This is a genomic window from Micromonospora sp. NPDC047074 (assembly GCF_040643815.1).
Classification (GTDB): Bacteria; Actinomycetota; Actinomycetes; order Mycobacteriales; family Micromonosporaceae; genus Micromonospora.
Genome location: NZ_JBEYVB010000001.1, coordinates 243,271 through 262,997, shown reverse-complemented (window position 1 = coordinate 262,997; position 19,727 = coordinate 243,271). Strand labels below are relative to the sequence as shown.

19 protein-coding genes are annotated in these 19,727 nt (G+C 72.9%); 14 read left to right on the top strand and 5 right to left on the bottom strand.

From position 1 onward, the window contains the following. Positions 1 to 19: 19 nt before the first annotated feature. A complete protein-coding gene (locus ABZ809_RS01290; RefSeq protein ID WP_357560318.1) occupies positions 20 to 1,702 on the bottom strand; it encodes a GTPase in 1,683 nt (560 codons plus the stop codon). Beyond that, a complete protein-coding gene (locus tag ABZ809_RS01285) occupies positions 1,699 to 3,537 on the bottom strand; it encodes a GTPase domain-containing protein (protein ID WP_357560317.1) in 1,839 nt (612 codons plus the stop codon). The genes ABZ809_RS01290 and ABZ809_RS01285 overlap by 4 nt, the downstream gene beginning before the upstream one ends. 224 nt (positions 3,538 to 3,761) lie before the next feature. On the opposite strand from ABZ809_RS01285, the gene dnaK reads away from it, so the two are divergent. From dnaK to ABZ809_RS01260, 5 genes are all read left to right on the top strand, one after another. Next, positions 3,762 to 5,633: a molecular chaperone DnaK gene (gene dnaK, locus ABZ809_RS01280; RefSeq protein WP_357560316.1), complete on the top strand. Its 1,872-nt coding sequence runs from the start codon at positions 3,762 to 3,764 to the stop codon at positions 5,631 to 5,633. Continuing rightward, positions 5,630 to 6,358, top strand: coding sequence for a nucleotide exchange factor GrpE (grpE, locus tag ABZ809_RS01275; RefSeq protein WP_357560315.1), 729 nt, complete (start codon positions 5,630 to 5,632; stop codon positions 6,356 to 6,358). The genes dnaK and grpE overlap by 4 nt, the downstream gene beginning before the upstream one ends. A gap of 85 nt (positions 6,359 to 6,443) precedes the next feature. Beyond that, positions 6,444 to 7,637, top strand: a complete 1,194-nt coding sequence (gene dnaJ, locus ABZ809_RS01270; protein ID WP_357560314.1) for a molecular chaperone DnaJ — start codon at positions 6,444 to 6,446, stop codon at positions 7,635 to 7,637. A 46-nt stretch (positions 7,638 to 7,683) separates the two neighbouring features. Beyond that, positions 7,684 to 8,124 carry a helix-turn-helix transcriptional regulator gene (locus tag ABZ809_RS01265; protein WP_357560313.1) on the top strand — a complete coding sequence of 147 codons (441 nt, stop codon included), beginning with the start codon at positions 7,684 to 7,686 and terminating at the stop codon, positions 8,122 to 8,124. Positions 8,125 to 8,629: 505 nt separating this feature from the next. Continuing rightward, on the top strand, positions 8,630 to 8,839 hold the full coding sequence (locus tag ABZ809_RS01260) for a hypothetical protein (RefSeq protein WP_357560312.1): 210 nt from the start codon (positions 8,630 to 8,632) through the stop codon (positions 8,837 to 8,839). Between the two features lie 135 nt (positions 8,840 to 8,974). Here ABZ809_RS01260 and ABZ809_RS01255 read toward each other — a convergent pair whose 3' ends face one another. The 3 genes from ABZ809_RS01255 to ABZ809_RS01245 form a co-directional block, all read right to left on the bottom strand. Then, positions 8,975 to 9,406 carry a hypothetical protein gene (locus ABZ809_RS01255; RefSeq protein WP_357560311.1) on the bottom strand — a complete coding sequence of 144 codons (432 nt, stop codon included), beginning with the start codon at positions 9,404 to 9,406 and terminating at the stop codon, positions 8,975 to 8,977. A 179-nt stretch (positions 9,407 to 9,585) separates the two neighbouring features. Then, positions 9,586 to 10,791, bottom strand: coding sequence for a cation:proton antiporter (locus tag ABZ809_RS01250; RefSeq protein ID WP_357560310.1), 1,206 nt, complete (start codon positions 10,789 to 10,791; stop codon positions 9,586 to 9,588). Between the two features lie 7 nt (positions 10,792 to 10,798). Further along, positions 10,799 to 11,299: a TrkA C-terminal domain-containing protein gene (locus ABZ809_RS01245; protein ID WP_121397280.1), complete on the bottom strand. Its 501-nt coding sequence runs from the start codon at positions 11,297 to 11,299 to the stop codon at positions 10,799 to 10,801. A 217-nt stretch (positions 11,300 to 11,516) separates the two neighbouring features. On the opposite strand from ABZ809_RS01245, the gene clpB reads away from it, so the two are divergent. The 9 genes from clpB to ABZ809_RS01200 all read left to right on the top strand — a co-directional run bounded on the left by clpB (position 11,517) and on the right by ABZ809_RS01200 (position 19,577). Next, positions 11,517 to 14,108 (top strand): ATP-dependent chaperone ClpB, encoded by a 2,592-nt coding sequence (clpB, locus tag ABZ809_RS01240; protein WP_357560309.1) that lies wholly within the window; start codon positions 11,517 to 11,519, stop codon positions 14,106 to 14,108. A 183-nt stretch (positions 14,109 to 14,291) separates the two neighbouring features. Then, positions 14,292 to 14,663 (top strand): hypothetical protein, encoded by a 372-nt coding sequence (locus ABZ809_RS01235; protein ID WP_357560308.1) that lies wholly within the window; start codon positions 14,292 to 14,294, stop codon positions 14,661 to 14,663. Between the two features lie 98 nt (positions 14,664 to 14,761). Beyond that, positions 14,762 to 15,382: a DUF4178 domain-containing protein gene (locus tag ABZ809_RS01230; protein WP_357560307.1), complete on the top strand. Its 621-nt coding sequence runs from the start codon at positions 14,762 to 14,764 to the stop codon at positions 15,380 to 15,382. Continuing rightward, a complete protein-coding gene (locus ABZ809_RS01225) occupies positions 15,382 to 15,888 on the top strand; it encodes a DUF2617 family protein (RefSeq protein ID WP_357560306.1) in 507 nt (168 codons plus the stop codon). The genes ABZ809_RS01230 and ABZ809_RS01225 overlap by 1 nt, the downstream gene beginning before the upstream one ends. Continuing rightward, complete coding sequence (locus ABZ809_RS01220; protein WP_357560305.1) at positions 15,885 to 16,310, top strand: DUF4247 domain-containing protein; 426 nt, start codon at positions 15,885 to 15,887, stop codon at positions 16,308 to 16,310. The genes ABZ809_RS01225 and ABZ809_RS01220 overlap by 4 nt, the downstream gene beginning before the upstream one ends. A 31-nt stretch (positions 16,311 to 16,341) precedes the next feature. Further along, positions 16,342 to 16,764 (top strand): DUF350 domain-containing protein, encoded by a 423-nt coding sequence (locus tag ABZ809_RS01215; protein WP_357560304.1) that lies wholly within the window; start codon positions 16,342 to 16,344, stop codon positions 16,762 to 16,764. Further along, on the top strand, positions 16,764 to 17,600 hold the full coding sequence (locus ABZ809_RS01210) for a hypothetical protein (RefSeq protein ID WP_357560303.1): 837 nt from the start codon (positions 16,764 to 16,766) through the stop codon (positions 17,598 to 17,600). The genes ABZ809_RS01215 and ABZ809_RS01210 overlap by 1 nt, the downstream gene beginning before the upstream one ends. Next, positions 17,597 to 19,168: a polyamine aminopropyltransferase gene (locus tag ABZ809_RS01205; RefSeq protein ID WP_357560302.1), complete on the top strand. Its 1,572-nt coding sequence runs from the start codon at positions 17,597 to 17,599 to the stop codon at positions 19,166 to 19,168. Before ABZ809_RS01210 ends, ABZ809_RS01205 begins: the two co-directional genes overlap by 4 nt. A 151-nt stretch (positions 19,169 to 19,319) precedes the next feature. Beyond that, positions 19,320 to 19,577: a hypothetical protein gene (locus ABZ809_RS01200; RefSeq protein ID WP_357560301.1), complete on the top strand. Its 258-nt coding sequence runs from the start codon at positions 19,320 to 19,322 to the stop codon at positions 19,575 to 19,577. Positions 19,578 to 19,727: the final 150 nt, after the last annotated feature.

Genomic DNA, 19,727 nt, shown 5'->3' with positions numbered 1-19,727 from the left:
GGCGGACCGGATTTCCGGCTCAGCGGCCGGCGGCCTCCCGCAGGGCCGTCCGGGCCTCGGCGTAGGAGGTGAGGACCGACCGGACCGGGGCCAACACGTACTCCTCGCCGACGACCGTCACCGCGCCGGTGAGGCGCTGCTCGGCCCGGTGCCGGGCACGGCGCGCCGCCCACCGGACGATCGGCCTGGTCAGGGCGGCCACCAGCAGCCCGGCGAGCAGGCCGCCGAGGAGCAGCAGGGTGGGCAGCGGCACTTCGCCGACCATCGGGTGCTCCAGCGCCGGCAGCCCCAGCGCGCGCAGCGCGTAGCCGAGTGCCAGCCAGCCCAACCCGGCCAGCGCGGAGATGGTCACCAGCCACTGGAGGCCGCCGACGAACGGCCACCACAACGGGCGGCGGTCCATGCCGAGATCCGTCTCGGCCACCGCGCGGTCCAGCGCGTCCGGCAGGTCGTTGAGGCGGGACCGGGCTGCGGCGGTCACCGCGGCGGGCCAGGAGGCGGGCAGCCCCGTCCCGGCCCGGTCGGCCACCGACCGGATCGCCAGCCCGAGCGCCGAGCGCTGTGCGGCCGTGGGATCGGGCACCGAGGTCGCGGCGACCAGGCTCTTCGCCGGCTCGTCGCGGCCGGCGGCCGGGCCGGGCAGGTGCAGCCGGCGCAGCGGGTCCGGCCGCAGCCGCCGCCAACCCCGGACCAGCGGCCAGCCGGTGGCCGCCCCACCCCGGTGCCGGTACGCCAGCTCGACCGCGTCGGCGACCGCCGGCACCCCGGCCGCGCCGGCCAGCGCCCGGCGCAGCTCGTCGGCTGCGGCGTCCGGCCCGTCGGTCGGCGCGGTCTCCCCGATCAGTTCGTCGAGCCCGCCCACCACCGCGTCCAGGTCGCCCCGGAGCCGGCGCAGCGCGGCCTGCCGCTCGGCGACCGTCCGCTCCAGCGCCTCCCGCAGCCCGACCATGGCCGCCGGGTCGACGGCGGCGGTGGCCAGCAGCGGTACGCCGTCGAGGCCGTCCGCGTCGAGCAGCCGGCGCAGGTCGGCCAGGACCCGGGGTAGCTCGGCCGGGGGCAACCGGTCGGCCTGGTTGAGCACGACAAGGGTGACGTCCCGGTGGCGGTGGAACTCGCGCAGGTAGCTGGTGTGGATGACGCGGTCGGCGTACTTCTGCGGGTCGACCACCCAGATCACGAGGTCGACCAGGCCGAGCAGCCGGTCCACCTCCAGCTGGTGGGACCGCTGCACCGAGTCGAAGTCCGGCAGGTCGAGCAGGATCAGCCCGTGCAGGGCGGACTCGTCGTCGGCGTCCAGCACGCTCTCCCGGACGAACCGGTGCCGGGGCAGCACGCCGACCCAGTCGAGCAGCCGGTTGCCGCCGTCGAGCGGCCCCCAGACACAGGCGTGCGCGACACCGGTGGTGGGGCGGCGGACCCCGACTCTGGAGAGTTCCATCCGGGCCAGCGCGTTGAACAGGCTGGACTTGCCGCTGCCGGTCGCGCCGGCGAGGGCCACCACCGTGTGGTCGCGGGAGAGCGCCAGCCGGGTGCCGGCCCGCTCGACCAGGGTGTGCGCCGTCACCAGCCGGGCGTCCGGCAGGTGGCCGTCGACGATGGTGAGGAAGCGGCGCAGGGCGTCGAGACGGGCGACGAGCGTGTCGGCGTCCACCCGCTGGTCACCGCGGAACGCCTCGCGCATCCGCCCGACGATGTTCGTCATGACCCTCCACCCTCGGTGCCGGGGACGTCCGGGGCCGCGTCGGCGAGGCCGCTGCGGTGCCGGGCGACCTCCACCCCGTGGGCGGCCCGGCGCAGGGCCGCCGCGGTGTCCATGGCGGGCCGTGCCTGCTCCGTCCGGTCCAGGTAGCGGGTGGCCTCGTCGTTCAGCAGGGCCCGCACCCGGTCCAGCAGGTCGGCCCGGGCCTTGGTGGCCAGCGTACGCACGGCCTGGTCGCCGAAGATCGCCTGGAGCACGGTCTGCGCCGCGACGGTCGTGCCGGCCCCGGTGGCGACCTCCAGCCCGGTGGGGATGAACGCCGTCGAGGCGAACACCGCGATCATCACGGCCAGCCCGGTGGCGTTCACCGCGTACGCGGCCGTCCGGGCCACGAAGCGCCGGTCGCCGCCCTCGACCCGGACCAGCTCCAGCACGACGCGCTGCCAGTCCCGGACCAGGCGTTCGGCCCGCGCGGGCAGGTCGTCGGCCGGGTGCGCGAGCGCCGGTTCGAGCAGCGCCGCCCCGGCCGGATGCGCCTTCCAGCCCGTGTACGCGTTCTCCGCCGCCTCGGCGGCGACGCCGCGCAGCAGGGTCACCAGCTGGGACTCGATCGCGTCCCGCAGCTCGGAGGCGGGCGCGGGGCGGCCGGTGACCGCGGCCACCACCCGGTCGCGGAACCGCCCGACACGGGCCTCCAGGGTGCGGAAGAACTCGCCCGTGCCGACGAGCTCCTGCCAGCGGGCGAGCACCTCGCCGCGGAGCAGCCGACCGTCCCGCAGCCCCTGCTCGACCGTCCGCTGCGCCCCCCGGTACGCGGCCAGCACCCGCTCGTCGAGCGCGTCGGCGGCGGCGAGCTGCTCGTCGACGGCGTCGGCCAGCCCTTCGACGGCCGGGTGCAGCGCGGCGAGCGCGCCGTCGAGGGTCTGCCGGACGACGGCGGCCCGGGCGTCGGCGTCGGCGGCCAGTTGGGCGAACCAGGTGGCGAGCGGCGCGGTGACCCGGTCGGGCAACAGGCCCTGCCCGTCGACCCAGGTCTCCGGCAACACGAAGAGCGGGGCCGCCCCCAGATCCTGTGCGGCGAGCATCTCCGACAGGTGGGCGGCGATCTCGTCGGCCGCCTCCGGGGGCACCCGGTCCAGCACCATGGCGATGACCGCGCCCCGGGCCCGGGCGCTGCGCAGCAGCTCCCAGGGGACCGCGTCGGCGTAGCGGGCGGCGGTGGTGACGAACAGCCAGAGGTCGGCGGCGGCGAGGAGCTGGCCGGCCAGCGCCCGGTTGGCGTCGACCACCGAGTCGATGTCGGGCGCGTCGAGGAAGGCCAGCCCGGCCGGCAGCGCCGGGGCGGAGACCAGTTGCAGGGTGCGCGAATCCTCGCTGGGCTCGGTGGTGCGGGTGAGGCCGGGCAGCAGCTCGCCCTGCCGGAACCAGCCCGAGTCGGCGGGGTTGCAGACCAGCACCGGCGAGCGGGTGGTCGGGCGGAGCACCCCGGCCGCGCTCACCCGCGCCTGCACGAGGCTGTTGACCAGGGTCGACTTGCCCGCGCCGGTGGACCCGCCGACGACCACGAGCAACGGCGCGTCGAGCCGGCGCAGGCGGGGCAGCAGGTAGTCGTCGAGCTGGTCGGTGAGCCTTCCGCTGGCGTGTCTGGCGGGCTCGGCGGAGGGCAGCGTGAGCGGGAACCGGGCCGCCCCGATCGCGGCACGCAGGCCGGCCAGTGCGGCGGGCAGGCTGTCGTCCCCGGTGCTGGCGGGCCGGTCCTTCCCGGCCTCCGTGGAGCCGGTGCGGGCTGCGACGGCGGGCGTGCCGGCCGGGATGGCGGTATCGCCGTGCGTCGTCACCGCTAAAGCGTGCCCGACCGATGCAAGGGAAGACAACCGGGCGTTGTCAAACCCGGGGTTGCGTCGGGTCGACTCAACCTCGACTTGACGATTTCCCGGGGCGTGGCACTATTGAGTCAAGTTCACTCAACTTGTGGTGGGGTCGCTGCGGGCGACGCCCGCCGGGCAGGTCAGCGGGGCTGTCCCGGGATCTGCCCACAACGTCATGAAGCGAGGAAGCGAAGATGGCACGTGCGGTCGGTATCGACCTCGGCACGACGAACTCCTGCGTCAGCGTCCTGGAGGGCGGTGAGCCCACCGTCATCGCCAACGCTGAGGGATCGCGGACGACCCCGTCGATCGTCGCGTTCGCCCGCAACGGCGAGGTGCTCGTCGGTGAGGTCGCCAAGCGCCAGGCGGTGACCAACCCGGACCGGACGATCCGCTCGGTCAAGCGGGAGATCGGCACCAACTGGTCCGTCGACATCGACGGCAAGAAGTACACCCCGCAGGAGATCTCGGCCCGCACGCTGATGAAGCTCAAGCGGGACGCCGAGGCGTACCTGGGCGAGCAGATCACCGACGCGGTGATCACCGTCCCGGCCTACTTCAACGACGGCCAGCGCCAGGCCACCAAGGAGGCCGGCGAGATCGCCGGCTTCAACGTGCTGCGGATCGTGAACGAGCCGACCGCCGCGGCCCTGGCGTACGGGCTGGACAAGGGCTCCAAGGAGCAGACCGTCCTGGTCTTCGACCTCGGCGGCGGCACCTTCGACGTGTCGCTGCTCGAGTTGGCCGAGGGCGTCGTCGAGGTCAAGTCGACGAGCGGTGACAACAACCTCGGTGGCGACGACTGGGACCAGCGGATCATCGACCACCTGGTGAAGACCTTCCGCGGCGAGCACGGCATCGACCTGGGCCAGGACAAGATGGCCCTCCAGCGGCTCCGCGAGGCGGCCGAGAAGGCCAAGATCGAGCTGTCCGCCGCCACCACCACCAACATCAACCTGCCGTACATCACGGCCGGCGCGGCGGGCCCGCTGCACCTGGACGTGACCCTCAGCCGGGCCGAGTTCCAGCGGATGACGCAGGACCTGCTGGACCGCTGCAAGGGCCCGTTCGAGCAGGCCGTGAAGGACGCCGGCATCAAGGTCTCCGACGTCGAGCACGTCATCATGGTCGGCGGCTCGACCCGGATGCCGGCCGTGACCGACCTGGTCAAGCAGCTCACCGGCAAGGAGCCCAACAAGGGCGTCAACCCGGACGAGGTCGTCGCCGTCGGCGCCGCCCTCCAGGCCGGCGTGCTCAAGGGCGAGGTCAAGGACGTCCTGCTGCTCGACGTGACCCCGCTGAGCCTGGGCATCGAGACCAAGGGCGGCATCTTCACCAAGCTGATCGAGCGCAACACCACCATCCCGACCAAGCGCTCCGAGGTCTTCACCACGGCGGACGACAACCAGCCGTCGGTGCTGATCCAGGTGTTCCAGGGCGAGCGGGAGATCGCGGCCTACAACAAGAAGCTCGGCACCTTCGAGCTGACCGGCCTCCCGCCGGCGCCGCGCGGCGTGCCGCAGATCGAGGTCACGTTCGACATCGACGCCAACGGCATCGTCAACGTCCACGCCAAGGACCTCGGCACCGGCAAGGAACAGAAGATGACGATCACCGGCGGCTCCTCGCTGCCGAAGGACGACATCGAGCGGATGCGCCGCGACGCCGAGGAGCACGCCGAGGACGACAAGCGTCGTCGCGACGAGGCCGAGACGCGCAACCTGGCCGAGGCGCTCCAGTGGCAGACCGAGAAGTTCCTGGCCGAGAGTGGCGACAAGTTGCCGTCGGAGTCCCGTGACCAGATCAACGAGGCGCTCGGTGAGCTGCGTGGCGCGCTCGGCGGCCAGGACATCGAGAAGATCAAGTCGGCGCACGAGAAGCTGGCGCAGGTCTCCCAGCAGGCCGGTTCGCTGCTCTACAGCCAGCAGGGCGAGCAGCCGGGCGAGGCCGGACCGGGTGCCGCGGGTGCCGCGGGCGCCGGCGCGGCCGGGGCACAGGCCGGCGGCCCTGCCGGTGGTGCGGACGACGTGGTCGACGCGGAGATCGTGGACGAGGACAAGAAGTGACGGAGAAGCCACAAGCCGCCGACCCGGGCTCGACCGGGTCGGCGCCGGGTGGCTCCGCGCCCGCCGAGCAGGCCGGTGACGGGCCGCGGGTGGTCATCCGCAACAACCGCAAGATCCGCGAGACCAGCGAGCCGGCCGCCGCCGACGCCGGGTCGGACGTCCCGGCCGAGGGCCTGGTCGAGGAGGCCGAGGTCGTGGTCGACGAGATCGAGGTCGAGGCAGCCGAGGTGACCGGCCCGCCGGTGGTGGACGCCCCGGCGAAGCCGGTCGACGGCGGCGGCTCCGCGCTCGGCGCCGAACTGGAGGCGCTGCGCACGGAGCTGGAGGAGCGCACCCGGGACCTGCAACGGGTGACGGCGGAGTACGCCAACTACCGCAAGCGGGTGGACCGGGACAAGGGTCTGGTCACCGAGCAGGCGACCGGCGCGGTGCTGGCCGCGTTGCTGCCGATCCTCGACGACCTGGACCGGGCCCGCGAGCACGGCGACCTGGTCGGGCCGTTCGGCACGGTGGCGGAACAGCTCACCACGGCGCTCGGCAAGTTCGGGCTGACCCCGTTCGGTGAGCAGGGCGACCCGTTCGACCCGACCCGGCACGAGGCGGTGGCCCACCAGACCTCGGCCGACGTCACCGAGCCCACCTGCGTGCAGGTGATGCGCCGGGGCTACCAGGTCGGTGAGCGGCTGCTGCGGCCCGCGATGGTCGCGGTCGCCGACCCGGAGTAGTGCCGAACGACGACGGCCGGACCGTCCCGCCCGCCCGCGAGGGCGGGCGGGACGGTCGGTCCCCAGCCAGGGAGGGGGTGGACCGGTGAGTTCCAAGGACTGGATCGAGAAGGACTTCTACGCCGTGCTGGGCGTTGACAAGGCCGCCTCCGGCGACGACGTCAAGAAGGCGTACCGGAAGCTGGCCCGGGATTCGCACCCGGACCACAACCCCGGTGACCCGAAGGCCGAGGAGCGGTTCAAGGCCGCCTCCGAGGCGTACGCCGTGCTCGGCGACGACGCCAAGCGGCGCGAGTACGACGAGTTGCGGTCGCTGTTCGGCTCGGGCGCGTTCCGGCGCGGCGCCCGCAGTGCGGGCCAGCCCGGCGGCATGCCGTTCGACGTCTCCGACCTCTTCGGCGGCGCGTCGGGCGGGGCCGGTGACCGCCGCTTCGGTGGGGCGGGCTTCCAGGACCTGTTCAGCTCGATCTTCACCGGTGGCGCCGGTGGTCCCGGCGGCGGGGCGGCACCCCGTGGCCCCGGCCGGGGGCGCGACGTCGAGGCGGAGGTGGCGCTGGACTTCGAGGACGCCGTACGCGGGGTGACGCTGCCGCTGACACTGCGCGCCCCGGGGGTCTGCGACACCTGCCACGGCAACGGGGCCAAGCCCGGCACCCAGCCGCGCACCTGCCAGGTGTGCCACGGGTCCGGGGTGACCAACCGCAACCAGGGGTCGTTCAGCTTCTCCGAGCCGTGCCGCAACTGTCAGGGTGTGGGCACGGTCGTGGACGAGAAGTGCCCCGAGTGCCAGGGCACGGGCGGGGTCACCAAGACCCGCACGCTGAACGTCCGCTTTCCGGCCGGGGTGGCCGACGGCCAGAAGATCCGGCTGGCCGGGCGGGGCGAACCCGGCGTGCGGGGCGGCCCGGCGGGCGACCTCTTCGTGCACGTCAAGGTGCGGCCGGACGAGGTGTTCGGGCGTACCGGCGACGACCTCACGTTGACGGTGCCGGTGACGTTCGCGGAGGCCGTGCTCGGCACGGACCTGCGGGTGCCGACGCTCGACGGCGCGGTGACCCTGCGGGTGCCGCCCGGTACGCCGAGCGGCCGGATCCTGCGGGCCCGGGGCAAGGGGGTGGTCCGCCGCGACGGTCAGGCGGGCGACCTGTTGGTGACGCTCGACGTGGTGGTACCCGCCCGGGTGTCCGACGAGGCCCGCGCGGCGTTGGAGAGCTTCGCCGCGCAGACCCCGGCCGCCGCCCGGGAACATCTCGACGCGCGGGTGCGTCGATTCAGTTGACCCGGTGTTCAGTCGGCTCGGTGGAGTGCACGCGGAGGTGAGCGGGATGTCGGACGAGTTCGTCGGTTCGGGTGACCCTGCCTACGAGGCCAAGGTACTGATGATCTCGGTGGCGGCGAGGATGGCGGGAATGCACCCGCAGACCCTGCGCCAGTACGACCGGCTGGGCCTGGTCCAGCCGGGGCGGGCGGCCGGTGGCGGGCGGCGGTACAGCGTCCGGGACGTGGTGCTGCTGCGCGAGGTCCAGCGGCTCAGCCAGGACGACGGCATCAACCTGGCCGGCGTCAAGCGGATCATCGGGCTGGAGGCGCTGCTGGAGCAGGCGCAGCAGCGGGTGGCCCGGCTCGAGGCGGAGCTGGACGCCGCCTACCGCCGGATCGCCGAGCTGGAGGCGCTGGCCCGCTTCCCGGGCAGCGACCTGGTCCCGACCAACCGCACCTCCACCGCGCTGGTGGTCTGGCGGCCCCGCCGGGCGCCCGACCGCTGACGAAACCGCCCCACCGCACACGCCGCACCACTCCACACCGCGCCCGGCTGCCTGTTCGCAGCCGGGCGCGGTCGTCGTCCCGCTCGCCGCCTGGCACCCTTCGGCGGCGGTTTCTTCCCGCTCGCCGCCTGGTGCCCTTCGGCGGCGGCATCTTCCCGCTCGCCGCCTGGCACCCTTCGGCGGCGGCATCTTCTCTGTCGGCGCTGTCGAGCTGCCCGCACAGACGGGGCACGCCGTCCAGACGTACCCGCCCATGCTCCTCGTCGGCCCCGTCCATGGCCGACGAGCTTCGCCGGGCCGCCGCCCGCCGTGCCTGTCCGCGCTGGTCCCATGGACGGGGCAGCTCGACAGCGCCCCGGTCGGAAGCTGCCCGGGCACCGCGTACGACTTCCGTGGTGTTCCGCGCGAGCGCGGTTGCCGGTTCGCCAGCGGGGGTGGCAGCCAATCCGTTAGCCTCAAATCGGGTTCAACCAGCTCAATCCGGACTCCGATGGCAGGGGGAGCCATGACGGAAGCGGCGAGGAAGGTTGCCAGGCAGACGGAGGACCGGCTCGACGCGGTGGCGAAGAACGTCCGGGAAAAGTTCGCCCGGGTCACCGGGGACAGCTTCACCGACAAGATCAAGAGTGGCAGGTTCGCCGACCAGGCCGATCAGCGTGTCGATCGGGGGCGCGACGAGGCGAGACGCCGTGAGCAGGGCGGATCGGCACGCTGACGATCCGCTGGCGTGCGGGCCGGGACCCACGGGGGGCCCCGGCCCGTTCGCTGTGTCGTGCGGGCCGGGACGTCGGGTTGCCCAAGGCGGGGGCCCCGGCCCGTTCGCTGTTCCGGAAAGGCGGCGTGCGGAGGCTCAGGCGATGCGGCGGTTCTCGCGCACCAGGCCGCCCTCACACCAGTCCCGGTAGACGAAGAGGTCCGGCCGGGCCAGCAGCACCCGGCTGTTGTGCGCCCAGGTGTGCATCAGGTCGTCGCCGTTGCGCTCGGCCTGCTCCACCAGCTTGCGGAAGCGGCGCTTGGGGTGGGCGCGGAAGTTCGTCCGGATGCCGTCGGCGGCGTAGATGTAGAGGCAGTGCAGCGCGAACCGGCGCGCCGGGCAGGCCGGGTCCATCGCCAGTTCGAAGAGCACCGCCACCAGCCGGTCACCGGAGACCAGCAGGTCCCAGTCGGGTGGCATCGAGGCCAGCGGCACCGAGTTCGGCTGGTAGGCCCACGTCCGCAGCTCGTTGGGGGTCGGGTCGACGGGGTTGGCGAAGCCCTGGAACGTCGACTCCCGCACGCTCACCTGCCAACCTTCCGCTCTCGTCCGCAGGGCGTCGGCCGCCCTGCGAGCTCTGGCTGCTGGGGCGAAACGGTAACCCGGCGGGCTGATCGGCGGTAGACCCGCAAGGAGCTTTTCGTCGACCGATGGCCGAGGGCCGGGCCGACCGTACGGTCGACCCGGCCCTCGGCCGGTGCCGGTGCTCAGTCCGTGACGGGTGCGGGCTGGGCCCGCTGGGCCGCGCCGCGTTGCCGCAGCCAGCGCTTGAACCACGCGAAGTCGGGCAGCCGCGCCAGCATCGGCCCGGTCACCACGGTGATCAGCACGTACGCCGTGGCGAGCGCCGCCAGCTTCGGCTCGACGCTGCCGGCGGCCACCGCGAGCCCGGCGATGACGATGGAGAACTCACCCCGTGGCACCAGGGCCAGTCCGGCCCGCCAGCGGCCGGGTTCGCCGATGCCGACCCGGCGTGCCGCCAGGTAGCCGGTGAGCGTCTTCGTCCCCATGGTGATGATGGCCAGCGCGAGCGCGGGCAGCAGCACCGGCGGGATGTCCCGAGGATCGGTGACCAGGCCGAAGAAGACGAAGAAGACCGCCGCGAACAGGTCCCGCAGCGGGGTGAGCAGCTCCGTGGCGTGGTGCGCCACGGGCCCGGAGAGCGCGATGCCGACCAGGAACGCGCCGACCGCCGCCGACACCTGGAGCTTCGCGGCGATGCCCGCCACCAGCAGGGTCATCCCGAGTACGCCGAGCAGCAGCGCCTCCGGGTCCTTCGCCGACATGGCCGTGGAGATCAGGTTGCCGTACTTGATGGCGACCACCAGCACCAGGAGCACGGTGCCGACCGCGACGCCGAGCGCGATCCCGCCGCCGAGCAGGCCGGTGCCGGCGAGCACCGCCGTCAGCAGGGGTAGGTACAACGCCATGGCCAGGTCCTCGATCACCAGGACCGACAGGATCACCGGCGTCTCCCGGTTACCGAGGCGGCCCAGGTCGCCGAGCACCTTGGCGATCACCCCGGAGGAGGAGACCCAGGTGATGCCGCCGAGCACCAGGGCGGCCACCCAGTCCCACCCGAGCAGCAACGCGAACGCGGCTCCCGGCAGCGCGTTGAGCAGCCCGTCGATCAGGCCGGCCGGGGCGGCCGAGCGCAGGTTGCCGACCAGTTCGTTGGCCGAGTACTCCAGACCCAGCATCACCAGCAGCAGGATCACGCCGATCTCGGCGCCGACCGCGAAGAACTCCTCGCTGGCGTTGAGCGGCAACAGCCCGCCGTGCCCGAACGCCAGCCCGGCGAGCAGGTAGAGGGGAATCGGGGAGAGGCCGATCCGGCGGCTCAGCCGGCCGAGGAGGCCGAGCAGGAACAGCAGCGCGCCGACCTCGATGAGCAGTGTTGTCGTGTGGTGCATCCGCGCCTCAGCCGTCCGGGTCGCTGTCGGCGAGGATGGCTGTCACGCCGTCGAGGCCCTTGCGGGTCCCTACGACGACCACCACGTCACCGGCCGCGAAGCGGAAGGACGGGTCCGGCGAGGCGATCACCTCGCCGTGGCGCAGCACCGCGACGATCGAGGCGCTCGTGCGGGAGCGTGCCTGCGTGTCACCGAGCTTGCGGTTGACGTACTTCGACCCGGCCGGAATGGCGATCTGCTCGGTGAGCAGCCCGGCGGCCTGGTCGCGCAGCCCGGACAGCTGACCCAGCATCAGCGACGCGCCGAGGATGTCGGCGAGCGCCTCCGCCTCGTCGTCGGTCAGCGGTATGTCGTGCTGGCATGAGTCAGGATCGTCCGGGTCGTAGAGGACGAGGTCACGGCGGCCATTGCGGTGGGAGACCACGCCGAGGCGGCGACCGGACTCCGTCAACAGATCGTGACGGACTCCGATGCCGGGCAGGGCGGTCTGTTCGACACGTACGCGCACGGCGCCAGGCTACTCCCCGCCGTCACCTGCGGATCCTGACAGGAGGGCGCCTTCCCGCTGAGTGATCCCTCAGTGCTCGTCCGCAACGAACCGCGTCGGCGCCGACGCTCCGTCGACCGGCCGTGAGTGATCCAGCTCACACGGCTAGGGTTGAGCGGAATAGGCTCAACTCTGGGAATGTCACTTCCCAGTGGACACGCCGATCCCGGGGGAGCCCATGAACACGGAACGCCTCACCACCAAGAGCCGCGAGACCATCACCGGTGCCGTCGCGCTGGCGAACCAGCGCGGACACGCCACCGTGGAACCCTGGCACCTGCTGCTGTCACTGCTCGACACCGACGGCTCGACGGCCGCCGGCCTGCTGCGCGCCGCCGGGGCCGACCCCGCCGAGCTGCGCCGGGTCGCCCAGCGCTCGGTTGACGCCCTGCCCGCCGCGCGCGGGTCCAGCATCGCCGAGCCGACCCTGGCCCGGGAGTTCGTCAACGCGATCGGGGCCGCCGAGCAGATCGCCCGGCCGCTCGGCGACGAGTACACCTCCACCGAGCACCTGCTCGCCGGCCTGGCCCGGGTGGGCGGCGCGGTGGCGAACGCGCTGAAGTCGGCCGGAGCCACCGAGGAGACGCTGGTCGCCGCCTTCCCGTCCGTACGCGGCGGGGACCGGCGGGTCACCAGCGCCGACCCGGAGCAGACCTACCAGGCCCTGGCCAAGTACGGGGTGGACCTGACCGCCAGCGCCCGCGACGGCAAGATCGACCCGGTCATCGGCCGGGATTCGGAGATCCGCCGGGTGATCCAGGTGCTGTCCCGGCGTACCAAGAACAACCCGGTGCTCATCGGCGAGCCCGGCGTCGGCAAGACCGCGATCGTCGAAGGGCTGGCCCAGCGGATCGTCGCCGGTGACGTGCCGGAGTCGCTGCGGGACAAGAAGCTCGTCTCGCTCGACCTCGGCGCGATGGTCGCCGGCGCGTCGTACCGGGGCCAGTTCGAGGAGCGGCTGAAGTCCGTCCTGGAGGAGATCAAGAACTCCGACGGCCAGGTCATCACCTTCCTCGACGAGCTGCACACCGTCGTCGGGGCAGGCAAGGGTGAGGGCTCGATGGACGCCGGCAACATGCTCAAGCCGATGCTCGCGCGTGGCGAGCTGCGGATGGTCGGCGCGACCACGCTGGACGAGTACCGCGAGCACATCGAGAAGGACCCGGCCCTGGAGCGCCGCTTCCAGCCGGTGCTGGTCGGCGAGCCGACCATCGAGGACACCATCGGCATCCTGCGCGGCCTCAAGGAGCGCTACGAGGTGCACCACGGCGTACGCATCACCGACGCCGCCCTGGTCGCCGCCGCCGCCCTCTCGGACCGCTACATCACCGACCGGTTCCTGCCGGACAAGGCGATCGACCTGGTCGACGAGTCCGCGTCCCGGCTCCGGATGGAGATCGATTCCCGGCCGGTCGAGGTGGACGAGATCGAGCGGGCCGTACGCCGGCTGGAGATCGAGGAGATGGCGCTGGCCAAGGAGCCGGACGCCGCCTCCGCGGATCGGCTGGAGCGGCTACGCAAGGAGCTGGCCGACAAGCGCGAGCAGCTCACCGCCCTGTCGGAGCGCTGGCAGTTGGAGAAGAGCCACATCACCAAGCTCTCCACCGCCAAGGAGGAGCTGGAGCGGCTCGGCGGCGAGGCCGAGCGCGCCGAGCGCGACGGCGAGCTGGAGCGGGCCGCCGAGCTGCGGTACGGCCGCATCCCCGCCCTCAAGACCGAGCTGACGCGGGCCGAGGAGGAACTGGCCCGCCTCCAGGCCGAGGGCGCGATGCTCAAGGAGGAGGTCGGCGCGGACGACATCGCCGCCGTGGTCGCCTCCTGGACCGGCATCCCCGCCGGTCGACTGCTGGAGGGCGAGACCGCCAAGCTGCTGCGGATGGAGGAGTCGCTCGGCGCCCGCGTGGTCGGTCAGGCCGAGGCCGTCGGCTCCGTCTCCGACGCGGTACGCCGTGCCCGGGCCGGCGTCGCCGACCCGGACCGCCCGACCGGCAGCTTCCTCTTCCTCGGCCCGACCGGGGTCGGCAAGACCGAGCTGGCGAAGGCGCTCGCCGGGTTCCTCTTCGACGACGAGCGGGCCATGGTCCGCATCGACATGAGCGAGTACGGCGAGAAGCACTCCGTCGCCCGGCTGGTCGGTGCCCCGCCCGGCTACGTCGGCTACGAGGAGGGCGGCCAGCTCACCGAGGCGGTGCGCCGCCGGCCGTACTCGGTGATCCTGCTGGACGAGGTGGAGAAGGCCCACCCGGACGTCTTCGACATCCTGCTCCAGGTCCTCGACGACGGCCGGCTCACCGACGGGCAGGGCCGTACGGTGGACTTCCGTAACGCGATCCTGATCCTCACCTCCAACCTCGGGTCCTCGGTGATCGGCGACCTGACGCTGGCCGAGGAGCAGCGCCGGGAGGGCGTCCTCGCGGTGGTCCGGTCGCACTTCAAGCCGGAGTTCCTCAACCGCCTCGACGACATCGTGGTCTTCGCCGCGCTGCGCGGGGACGACCTGCGGGCCATCGTCGACATCCAGCTCGACCGGATGCGTACCCGTCTTGCGGACCGCCGGTTGGCGCTGGAGATCAGCGACCCCGCCCGGGTGTGGCTCGCCGAGCACGGCTACGACCCGATCTACGGTGCCCGGCCGTTGCGCCGCCTGGTCCAGACGGCGATCGGCGACCAACTCGCCAAGGCCCTCCTCTCCGGCCAGATCCGCGACGGCGACACGGTCAGGGTCGACCTGGCAGAAACCGCCGACTCCCTAACGCTCTCCTCAACCTGACCCCCCACCCACCCTCCCCCTCCCCTCACCCCCGACTGACCCCGTTGATCATGACGTTGACGGCGAGTTCGATCTCTTTGAGTGCCGCCAACGTCATGATCAACGGGGAGAGGGCGGGAGAGGGCCGGGGGTGAGGGGAGGGAGGGAGGGGTGAGGGGGAGCGGCGTGGGGAAGGAGTGGGGGATGGGTGGGGGACGGGATGTTGAGGTGGGGGCGGCGTTCGACGAGTTGCGGCGGGCCGACACGGTGGCGTTCGGCGGGGTGGGGTTCGCCGGGACGCTGCTGCCGGTGACGGAGGCGTACCGGCGGGTGGAGGCGGCGCTCGCCGACGACCCCGCCGGAATACGCGAACAGGTCGACCGGCTGCTCGCCGAGGCCACGCCCGCCGGGCGGGTCTACGCCGCCACCCTGCTGGAACGGATCGACCCGGCGGCCGGACGGGCCGCCTGGGCGGCGCTGCGCGACGACCCCGCCGAGTTCGGCACCTTCGTCGGGTGCGTCATGGGCCGGGCCACGCTGCGCGACCACGCCACCGGGCAGCTGTCCCGCCGCTGACCCGAGGTGACTGCGCCCTCACTCAGCCGACAGCGGGTTTCCCCAGGTGCGCGGGGTTGTTACCGTCTCCGCCGACGTACCTGGGGAGGTGGCGGACGATGGAGATCCTGCTGGTCGCGATGTGCTGCCTGGTCGTGGTGGTCGGCGGGCTCGCAGCGGTAATCGGGGTGGTCGTGAGCCGGTCGCGGTCCCGGCCGCAGCAGCCGACCAAGGCACCGGGCGACCCGCTGCGGGACCGGGACGCCGACGCGCTGCGCGGTGACCCGCGCCGCCTGAAGCCCGGCGACATCGTGGAGATCCGGGGCACGTCGTACGCGGTGCGCGGCTCGATCCGCCTGGTCGAGGGCGGCTGGAGCTGGGCCGAGCACCTGCTCGACGACGCGGCGGGCGTACGGCGCTGGCTCTCCGTCGAGGAGGACCCGGAGCTGGAACTGGTGCTCTGGGGGGCCGAGAAGGGCGCCACCGTCACCCCGGGCGCGCCGACGATCGACTTCGCCGGCCGCCGCTACAACTGGAACGAGAGCGGCCAGGCCCGCTACACCGCCGTCGGCAACACCGGCCTCGACCCGAGCGGCACCATGCGCTACCACGACTACCAGGCGCCCGGCGGCGCCCGGCTCTCCTTCGAGGCGTACGGCGAGGCGGGCTGGGAGGTGGCGCTCGGTGAGCTGCTGCACCGGGGCGACGTGATGATCTATCCGCAGTCCGAGGTGGGCTGATGCTCGTCACCCTCGACGCCCCGTACGTCGACACCAGCGCGGCCGACCTGAGCCTGGCGCTCGACGACGTGGAACGACCCGCGCTGCACGTGCTCGACCTCGACCTGCCCGGCGACGTCCGGCTGCGGCTGCGGCTGCTCGGCGCCTCGCACCAGGTGGTCCTGCACGCGCCCGGAAGCACGCTGACCGAGACGGTCGCCTGCCTGCCCGGTCGGCCGCCCGTGCTGCCGTCGGCGGTGCACGACGAGGCGACCGGCTACCGGTTCACCGCGACCGTGCTGCGGCCCGCCGGCACCGGGCTGGGCGACCAGGTGGCCGCCCTGCGCGCCGACCTGGCCGACGACCCGTACGCGCTGGTGGGGGTGTTCCCCGGCGACGAGGACGCGGTGACCGCGCTGTCGGTCCGCCCCGATCCGCCGGCCGGCACCCTCGCCTGGCGCACCTGGCACGCGTATCCCCAGACCAACGAGCTGGTCCTGACCGAGACGGTGGTGGCACTGCGATGACGTACCGACGCTGGTTCGTGGTGGGGGCGGCGTTCGCCGTCATCGGCGCGCTGGTCGCCGCCTTCGCCTTCTTCTACGGCAGCTTCTCGCCGCGCGGCTTCGTGGAGGACAAGTACACCCGGGCGGTGAGCCGGGACATCGGCCGGGACGCCCTCGCGTACACCTCGAACCGGGCGCCCAGCCAGGTGGCGAAGGAGGTCACCGACGCGTGGCAGCCGGCCGACCAGTACGTCGACGGCAGCGGCGTCTACCTGCGCTACGACGACGAGTCTGTGGTGATCCTGCCGCTCGCCGTCGGCTCGGTGATCCTGCTGGAGCGCATGAACACCGCCTACCCCCGCTACCACTCCACGGTCGGCTCCCACTGGGGCTGGGGCCGTGGCAACACCGTCCGGGGCGGCGGCCCCGGCAGCGGCAAGTGACGTACCGACCCCCCTCACCCTGGAGCCTTCTGTGCAGACCCTCGTCACCGATCTGCTGGTCACCCTCGCCTACGGGGCGGTCGGCGTCCTGCTGATGGGCATCGGCTACGTCCTGGTGGACCTGGCCACACCCGGCCGGCTCAACCAGTTGATCTGGAACGAGCGCAACCGCAACGCGGCGCTCCTGCTCGCCTCCAACCTGGCCGGCGTGGGCATCATCGTGGTCGCGGCGATCGCCGCCAGCGACGACGACTTCGCGCTCGGCATCGTCGGCGCGTCCGCGTACGGGATCCTCGGCCTGGTCATCATGGCGGCGGCGTTCGTGCTGCTCGACGTGGCGACGCCGGGGAAACTCGGCGAGATCCTGGTCGACCCGCAGCCGCACCCGGCGGTCTGGGTCTCGGCCGTTGTGCACCTGGCCACGGGTGCGATCATCGCCGCCGCGATCAGCTGATGTCCGGGGCGAAGACCACCGGCGGGCAGACGTCGGCGCAGGCGAACGCGGCCAAGGGCACCTGGATCGTCTGGGCGGTCATCGGTGTGATCGTCCTGGGCTGCGTGGGCATCAGCGTGATCAACCGGAGTGGTGGCGGCGACAACGTGCTGCCGCCGACGGCGCAGGAACGCGGCGACACCGTGCCGATCCTGCAACGCTCCAGCGCCAGCCAGGGCATCTGCTACGGCTGGGTGCTCCAGGACTACTACGAATACACCGACCTCAGCGTCGGCTCGAACCTCGGCGAGGGGGTGGCGGTCGAGGAGAACGCGGCCTGCCCGCGCTGGGTGCAGGTGGTCGCCAAGGTCGCGTACACCTCGGAGAGCAGCGAGAGCAACGACTTCGCCCGCATCACCGTGGAGACCTCCGACGACATCTCCACCACCGCCCGCTACCGGATGCAGAGCGGGCTGGAACGGCTCGGGCTGACCGAGGACGCCTTCGTCGACGAGCCCGGCTGGGCGGTCACCCGGGCCGCCGTCTCGCTGCCGCTGCTCGCCGCCGAGGCGGGCCTGGTGGAGCCGGCCGCCACCCCTGCCGCCGCATCCGCCGACCCGGCGCCGCTGCCGGAGGCCGGTAACGACCTCTGGCGGGACCGCTGGGGCTACCTGCTCGCGGTCGCCGGCCTGCTGCTGTTCACCGCGCTGCTGTTCGCGGTCGGCTTCTGGCAGCGCGGCCGACAGCGCCGCGAGGAGGCCGAGCGGCAGGCACAGGCGGCGGCCCGGATGCAGAACCCCCGGGTCGCCCGGCAGGCCGCCGCCCGGAATCCCGGGCGTACGCCGGAGGGTCGGTGACCGTCGACGCGCCGGCACCGCCCGCGCGGTGGCGGCTGAACCGCGCGGCGGTGCTCGTCGCGGTCTTCGTCTGCGCCGCCTGCGGCCTGGTCTACGAGCTGGCCCTGGTCGCCCTGGGCAGCTACCTGATCGGGGACACGGTCGGGCAGGCGTCGATCGTGCTCGGCGTGATGGTCTTCGCGATGGGGGTCGGGGCGCTCGCCGCCAAGCCGTTGCAGTCCCGGGCCGCCCCCGCGTTCGCCGTGATCGAGCTGGCCCTGGCCCTGCTCGGCGGCCTCTCCGTGCTCGGCCTCTACGCGGCCTTCGCGTGGCTGGACCTCTACGGCCCGGCGCTGGTCGGCACCGCGTTCGTGCTGGGCCTGCTGATCGGCGCGGAGATCCCGCTGCTGATGGTGCTGCTGCAACGCATCCGGGAGCAGGCCGCCGGCAGCGCGGTGGCGGACCTGTTCGCCGCCGACTACGTCGGCGCGCTGCTCGGCGGGCTGGCCTTCCCGTTCCTGCTGATGCCGGTCTTCGGCCAGCTCAAGGGCGCGTTGGTGGTCGGGGCGGTGAACGCCGTCGCCGGGCTCGCGCTGGTCTGCACGGTCTTCCGGCGGGAGCTGAGCCGCCGGGCCCGCGTCGCGCTCGGCGCCGGCTCCGTCGTGGTCTTCCTCAGCCTCGGGTACGCGTGGGTGACCGCGCACGACTTCGAACTGACCGCCCGGCAGCAGCTCTACCGCGACCCGGTGGTGCACGCCGAGCGCAGCCGCTACCAGGAGATCGTGCTCACCCGCTCGGTCGCCGAGACCGGCCGCACCGGCACCGACCTGCGGCTCTTCCTCAACGGGGACCTCCAGTTCAGCTCGGTCGACGAGTACCGCTACCACGAGGCGCTGGTGCATCCGGTGCTGAACGGCCCCCGCGGCGAGGTGCTGGTGCTGGGCGCCGGGGACGGCCTCGCCGTACGCGAGCTGCTGCGCTATCCGGACGTCCGGCGGATCACCGTGGTGGACCTGGACCCGGCGGTGGTGGCGCTGGCCCGCAGCGAGCCGCAGTTGCGCCGGCTCAACGGCGGGGCGCTCGACGACCCCCGGGTGCGGGTGGTGCACGCGGACGCGTTCTCCTGGCTGCGTACCGCCCCCGACCGGTTCGACGCGGTGGTGGCCGACCTGCCCGACCCGGACGAGACGGCCACCGCCAAGCTCTACACGGTCGAGTTCTACTCGCTGGTGCGGGCGGTGCTCGCCGACGGGGGCCGGCTGGTCGTGCAGTCCGGCTCGCCGTACTTCGCGCCCCGGTCGTACTGGTCGATCGACGCGTCGCTGCGCGAGGCGGGCTTCGCCACCACGCCGTACCACGTGGACGTGCCGTCCTTCGGCGACTGGGGCTTCCTGCTGGCGGCTCCCGGGCCGACCGCGCCCGCCCTGGCCCTGCCGCCGGACGCGCCCGCGCTGCGCTTCCTCGACCCGGCGACGCTCTCCGCCGCCGGGGCCTTCCCCGCCGACCGCCGCCGGGTGGACGTGCCGGCGTCCACTCTGCTCCAACCCCGGGTGCTGGAGTACGCCCGGGCGGAGTGGCGCGGCTACTGAGGGCTCCGCTGCCCGGCGGTACCGCTCTCGCTCGCACCGCGGATGCTTACTTTGTGTGTCGTTCATGTCCTGATCTTGGGGTGTTGCAAGGTCATCCCTACACTGCTGGTGGTGCTCGGTCATCCAGACTGAGCTGCTGGAAGGGAGAACGATGGCGAACATCCTGCGCCGTCCGCGCGTTCGTAGCCTGCTCACTGTCGGTGGTGTCGCCGGCGCTCTTGTGTTCGGCATGGCCGCCCCCGCGCACGCGGACTACAGCAGCCCGCTCTACTCGACCCTGAAGGCGTGCAACGCGGCGCGCCCGTCCTACGTCTCGTCGTGGACGTCCCCGGGGCCGTGCTACCCGATGTACAACTGGGACGGCTCGAAGCGGATCGGTTACTCGTTCCTGGTGAAGACCCGGTACTGACCCTGTCGACCGACCCTGGTTGACGGCCGTTCGCGAGGGCTTCCACGCGGGGTGTGACACCGGCGTACCGCTGTGGTCATGCCTGGCCAACGCATCCGGTGTGATGGTGGTCGACGAGGACCACCGTCACACCGGCGTCGCCCCGGCAGG

Coding starts and splice junctions, on each gene's coding strand:
- ABZ809_RS01290 (WP_357560318.1), bottom strand. CDS start 1,702: ATGACGAACATCGTCGGGCGGATGCGCGAGGCGTTCCGCGGTGACCAG.
- ABZ809_RS01200 (WP_357560301.1), top strand. CDS start 19,320: ATGGCGAACATCCTGCGCCGTCCGCGCGTTCGTAGCCTGCTCACTGTC.
- ABZ809_RS01235 (WP_357560308.1), top strand. CDS start 14,292: ATGGGTGGGGGACGGGATGTTGAGGTGGGGGCGGCGTTCGACGAGTTG.
- clpB (WP_357560309.1), top strand. CDS start 11,517: ATGAACACGGAACGCCTCACCACCAAGAGCCGCGAGACCATCACCGGT.
- ABZ809_RS01250 (WP_357560310.1), bottom strand. CDS start 10,791: ATGCACCACACGACAACACTGCTCATCGAGGTCGGCGCGCTGCTGTTC.
- ABZ809_RS01220 (WP_357560305.1), top strand. CDS start 15,885: ATGACGTACCGACGCTGGTTCGTGGTGGGGGCGGCGTTCGCCGTCATC.
- ABZ809_RS01225 (WP_357560306.1), top strand. CDS start 15,382: ATGCTCGTCACCCTCGACGCCCCGTACGTCGACACCAGCGCGGCCGAC.
- ABZ809_RS01230 (WP_357560307.1), top strand. CDS start 14,762: ATGGAGATCCTGCTGGTCGCGATGTGCTGCCTGGTCGTGGTGGTCGGC.
- ABZ809_RS01260 (WP_357560312.1), top strand. CDS start 8,630: ATGACGGAAGCGGCGAGGAAGGTTGCCAGGCAGACGGAGGACCGGCTC.
- dnaK (WP_357560316.1), top strand. CDS start 3,762: ATGGCACGTGCGGTCGGTATCGACCTCGGCACGACGAACTCCTGCGTC.
- ABZ809_RS01265 (WP_357560313.1), top strand. CDS start 7,684: ATGTCGGACGAGTTCGTCGGTTCGGGTGACCCTGCCTACGAGGCCAAG.
- ABZ809_RS01210 (WP_357560303.1), top strand. CDS start 16,764: ATGTCCGGGGCGAAGACCACCGGCGGGCAGACGTCGGCGCAGGCGAAC.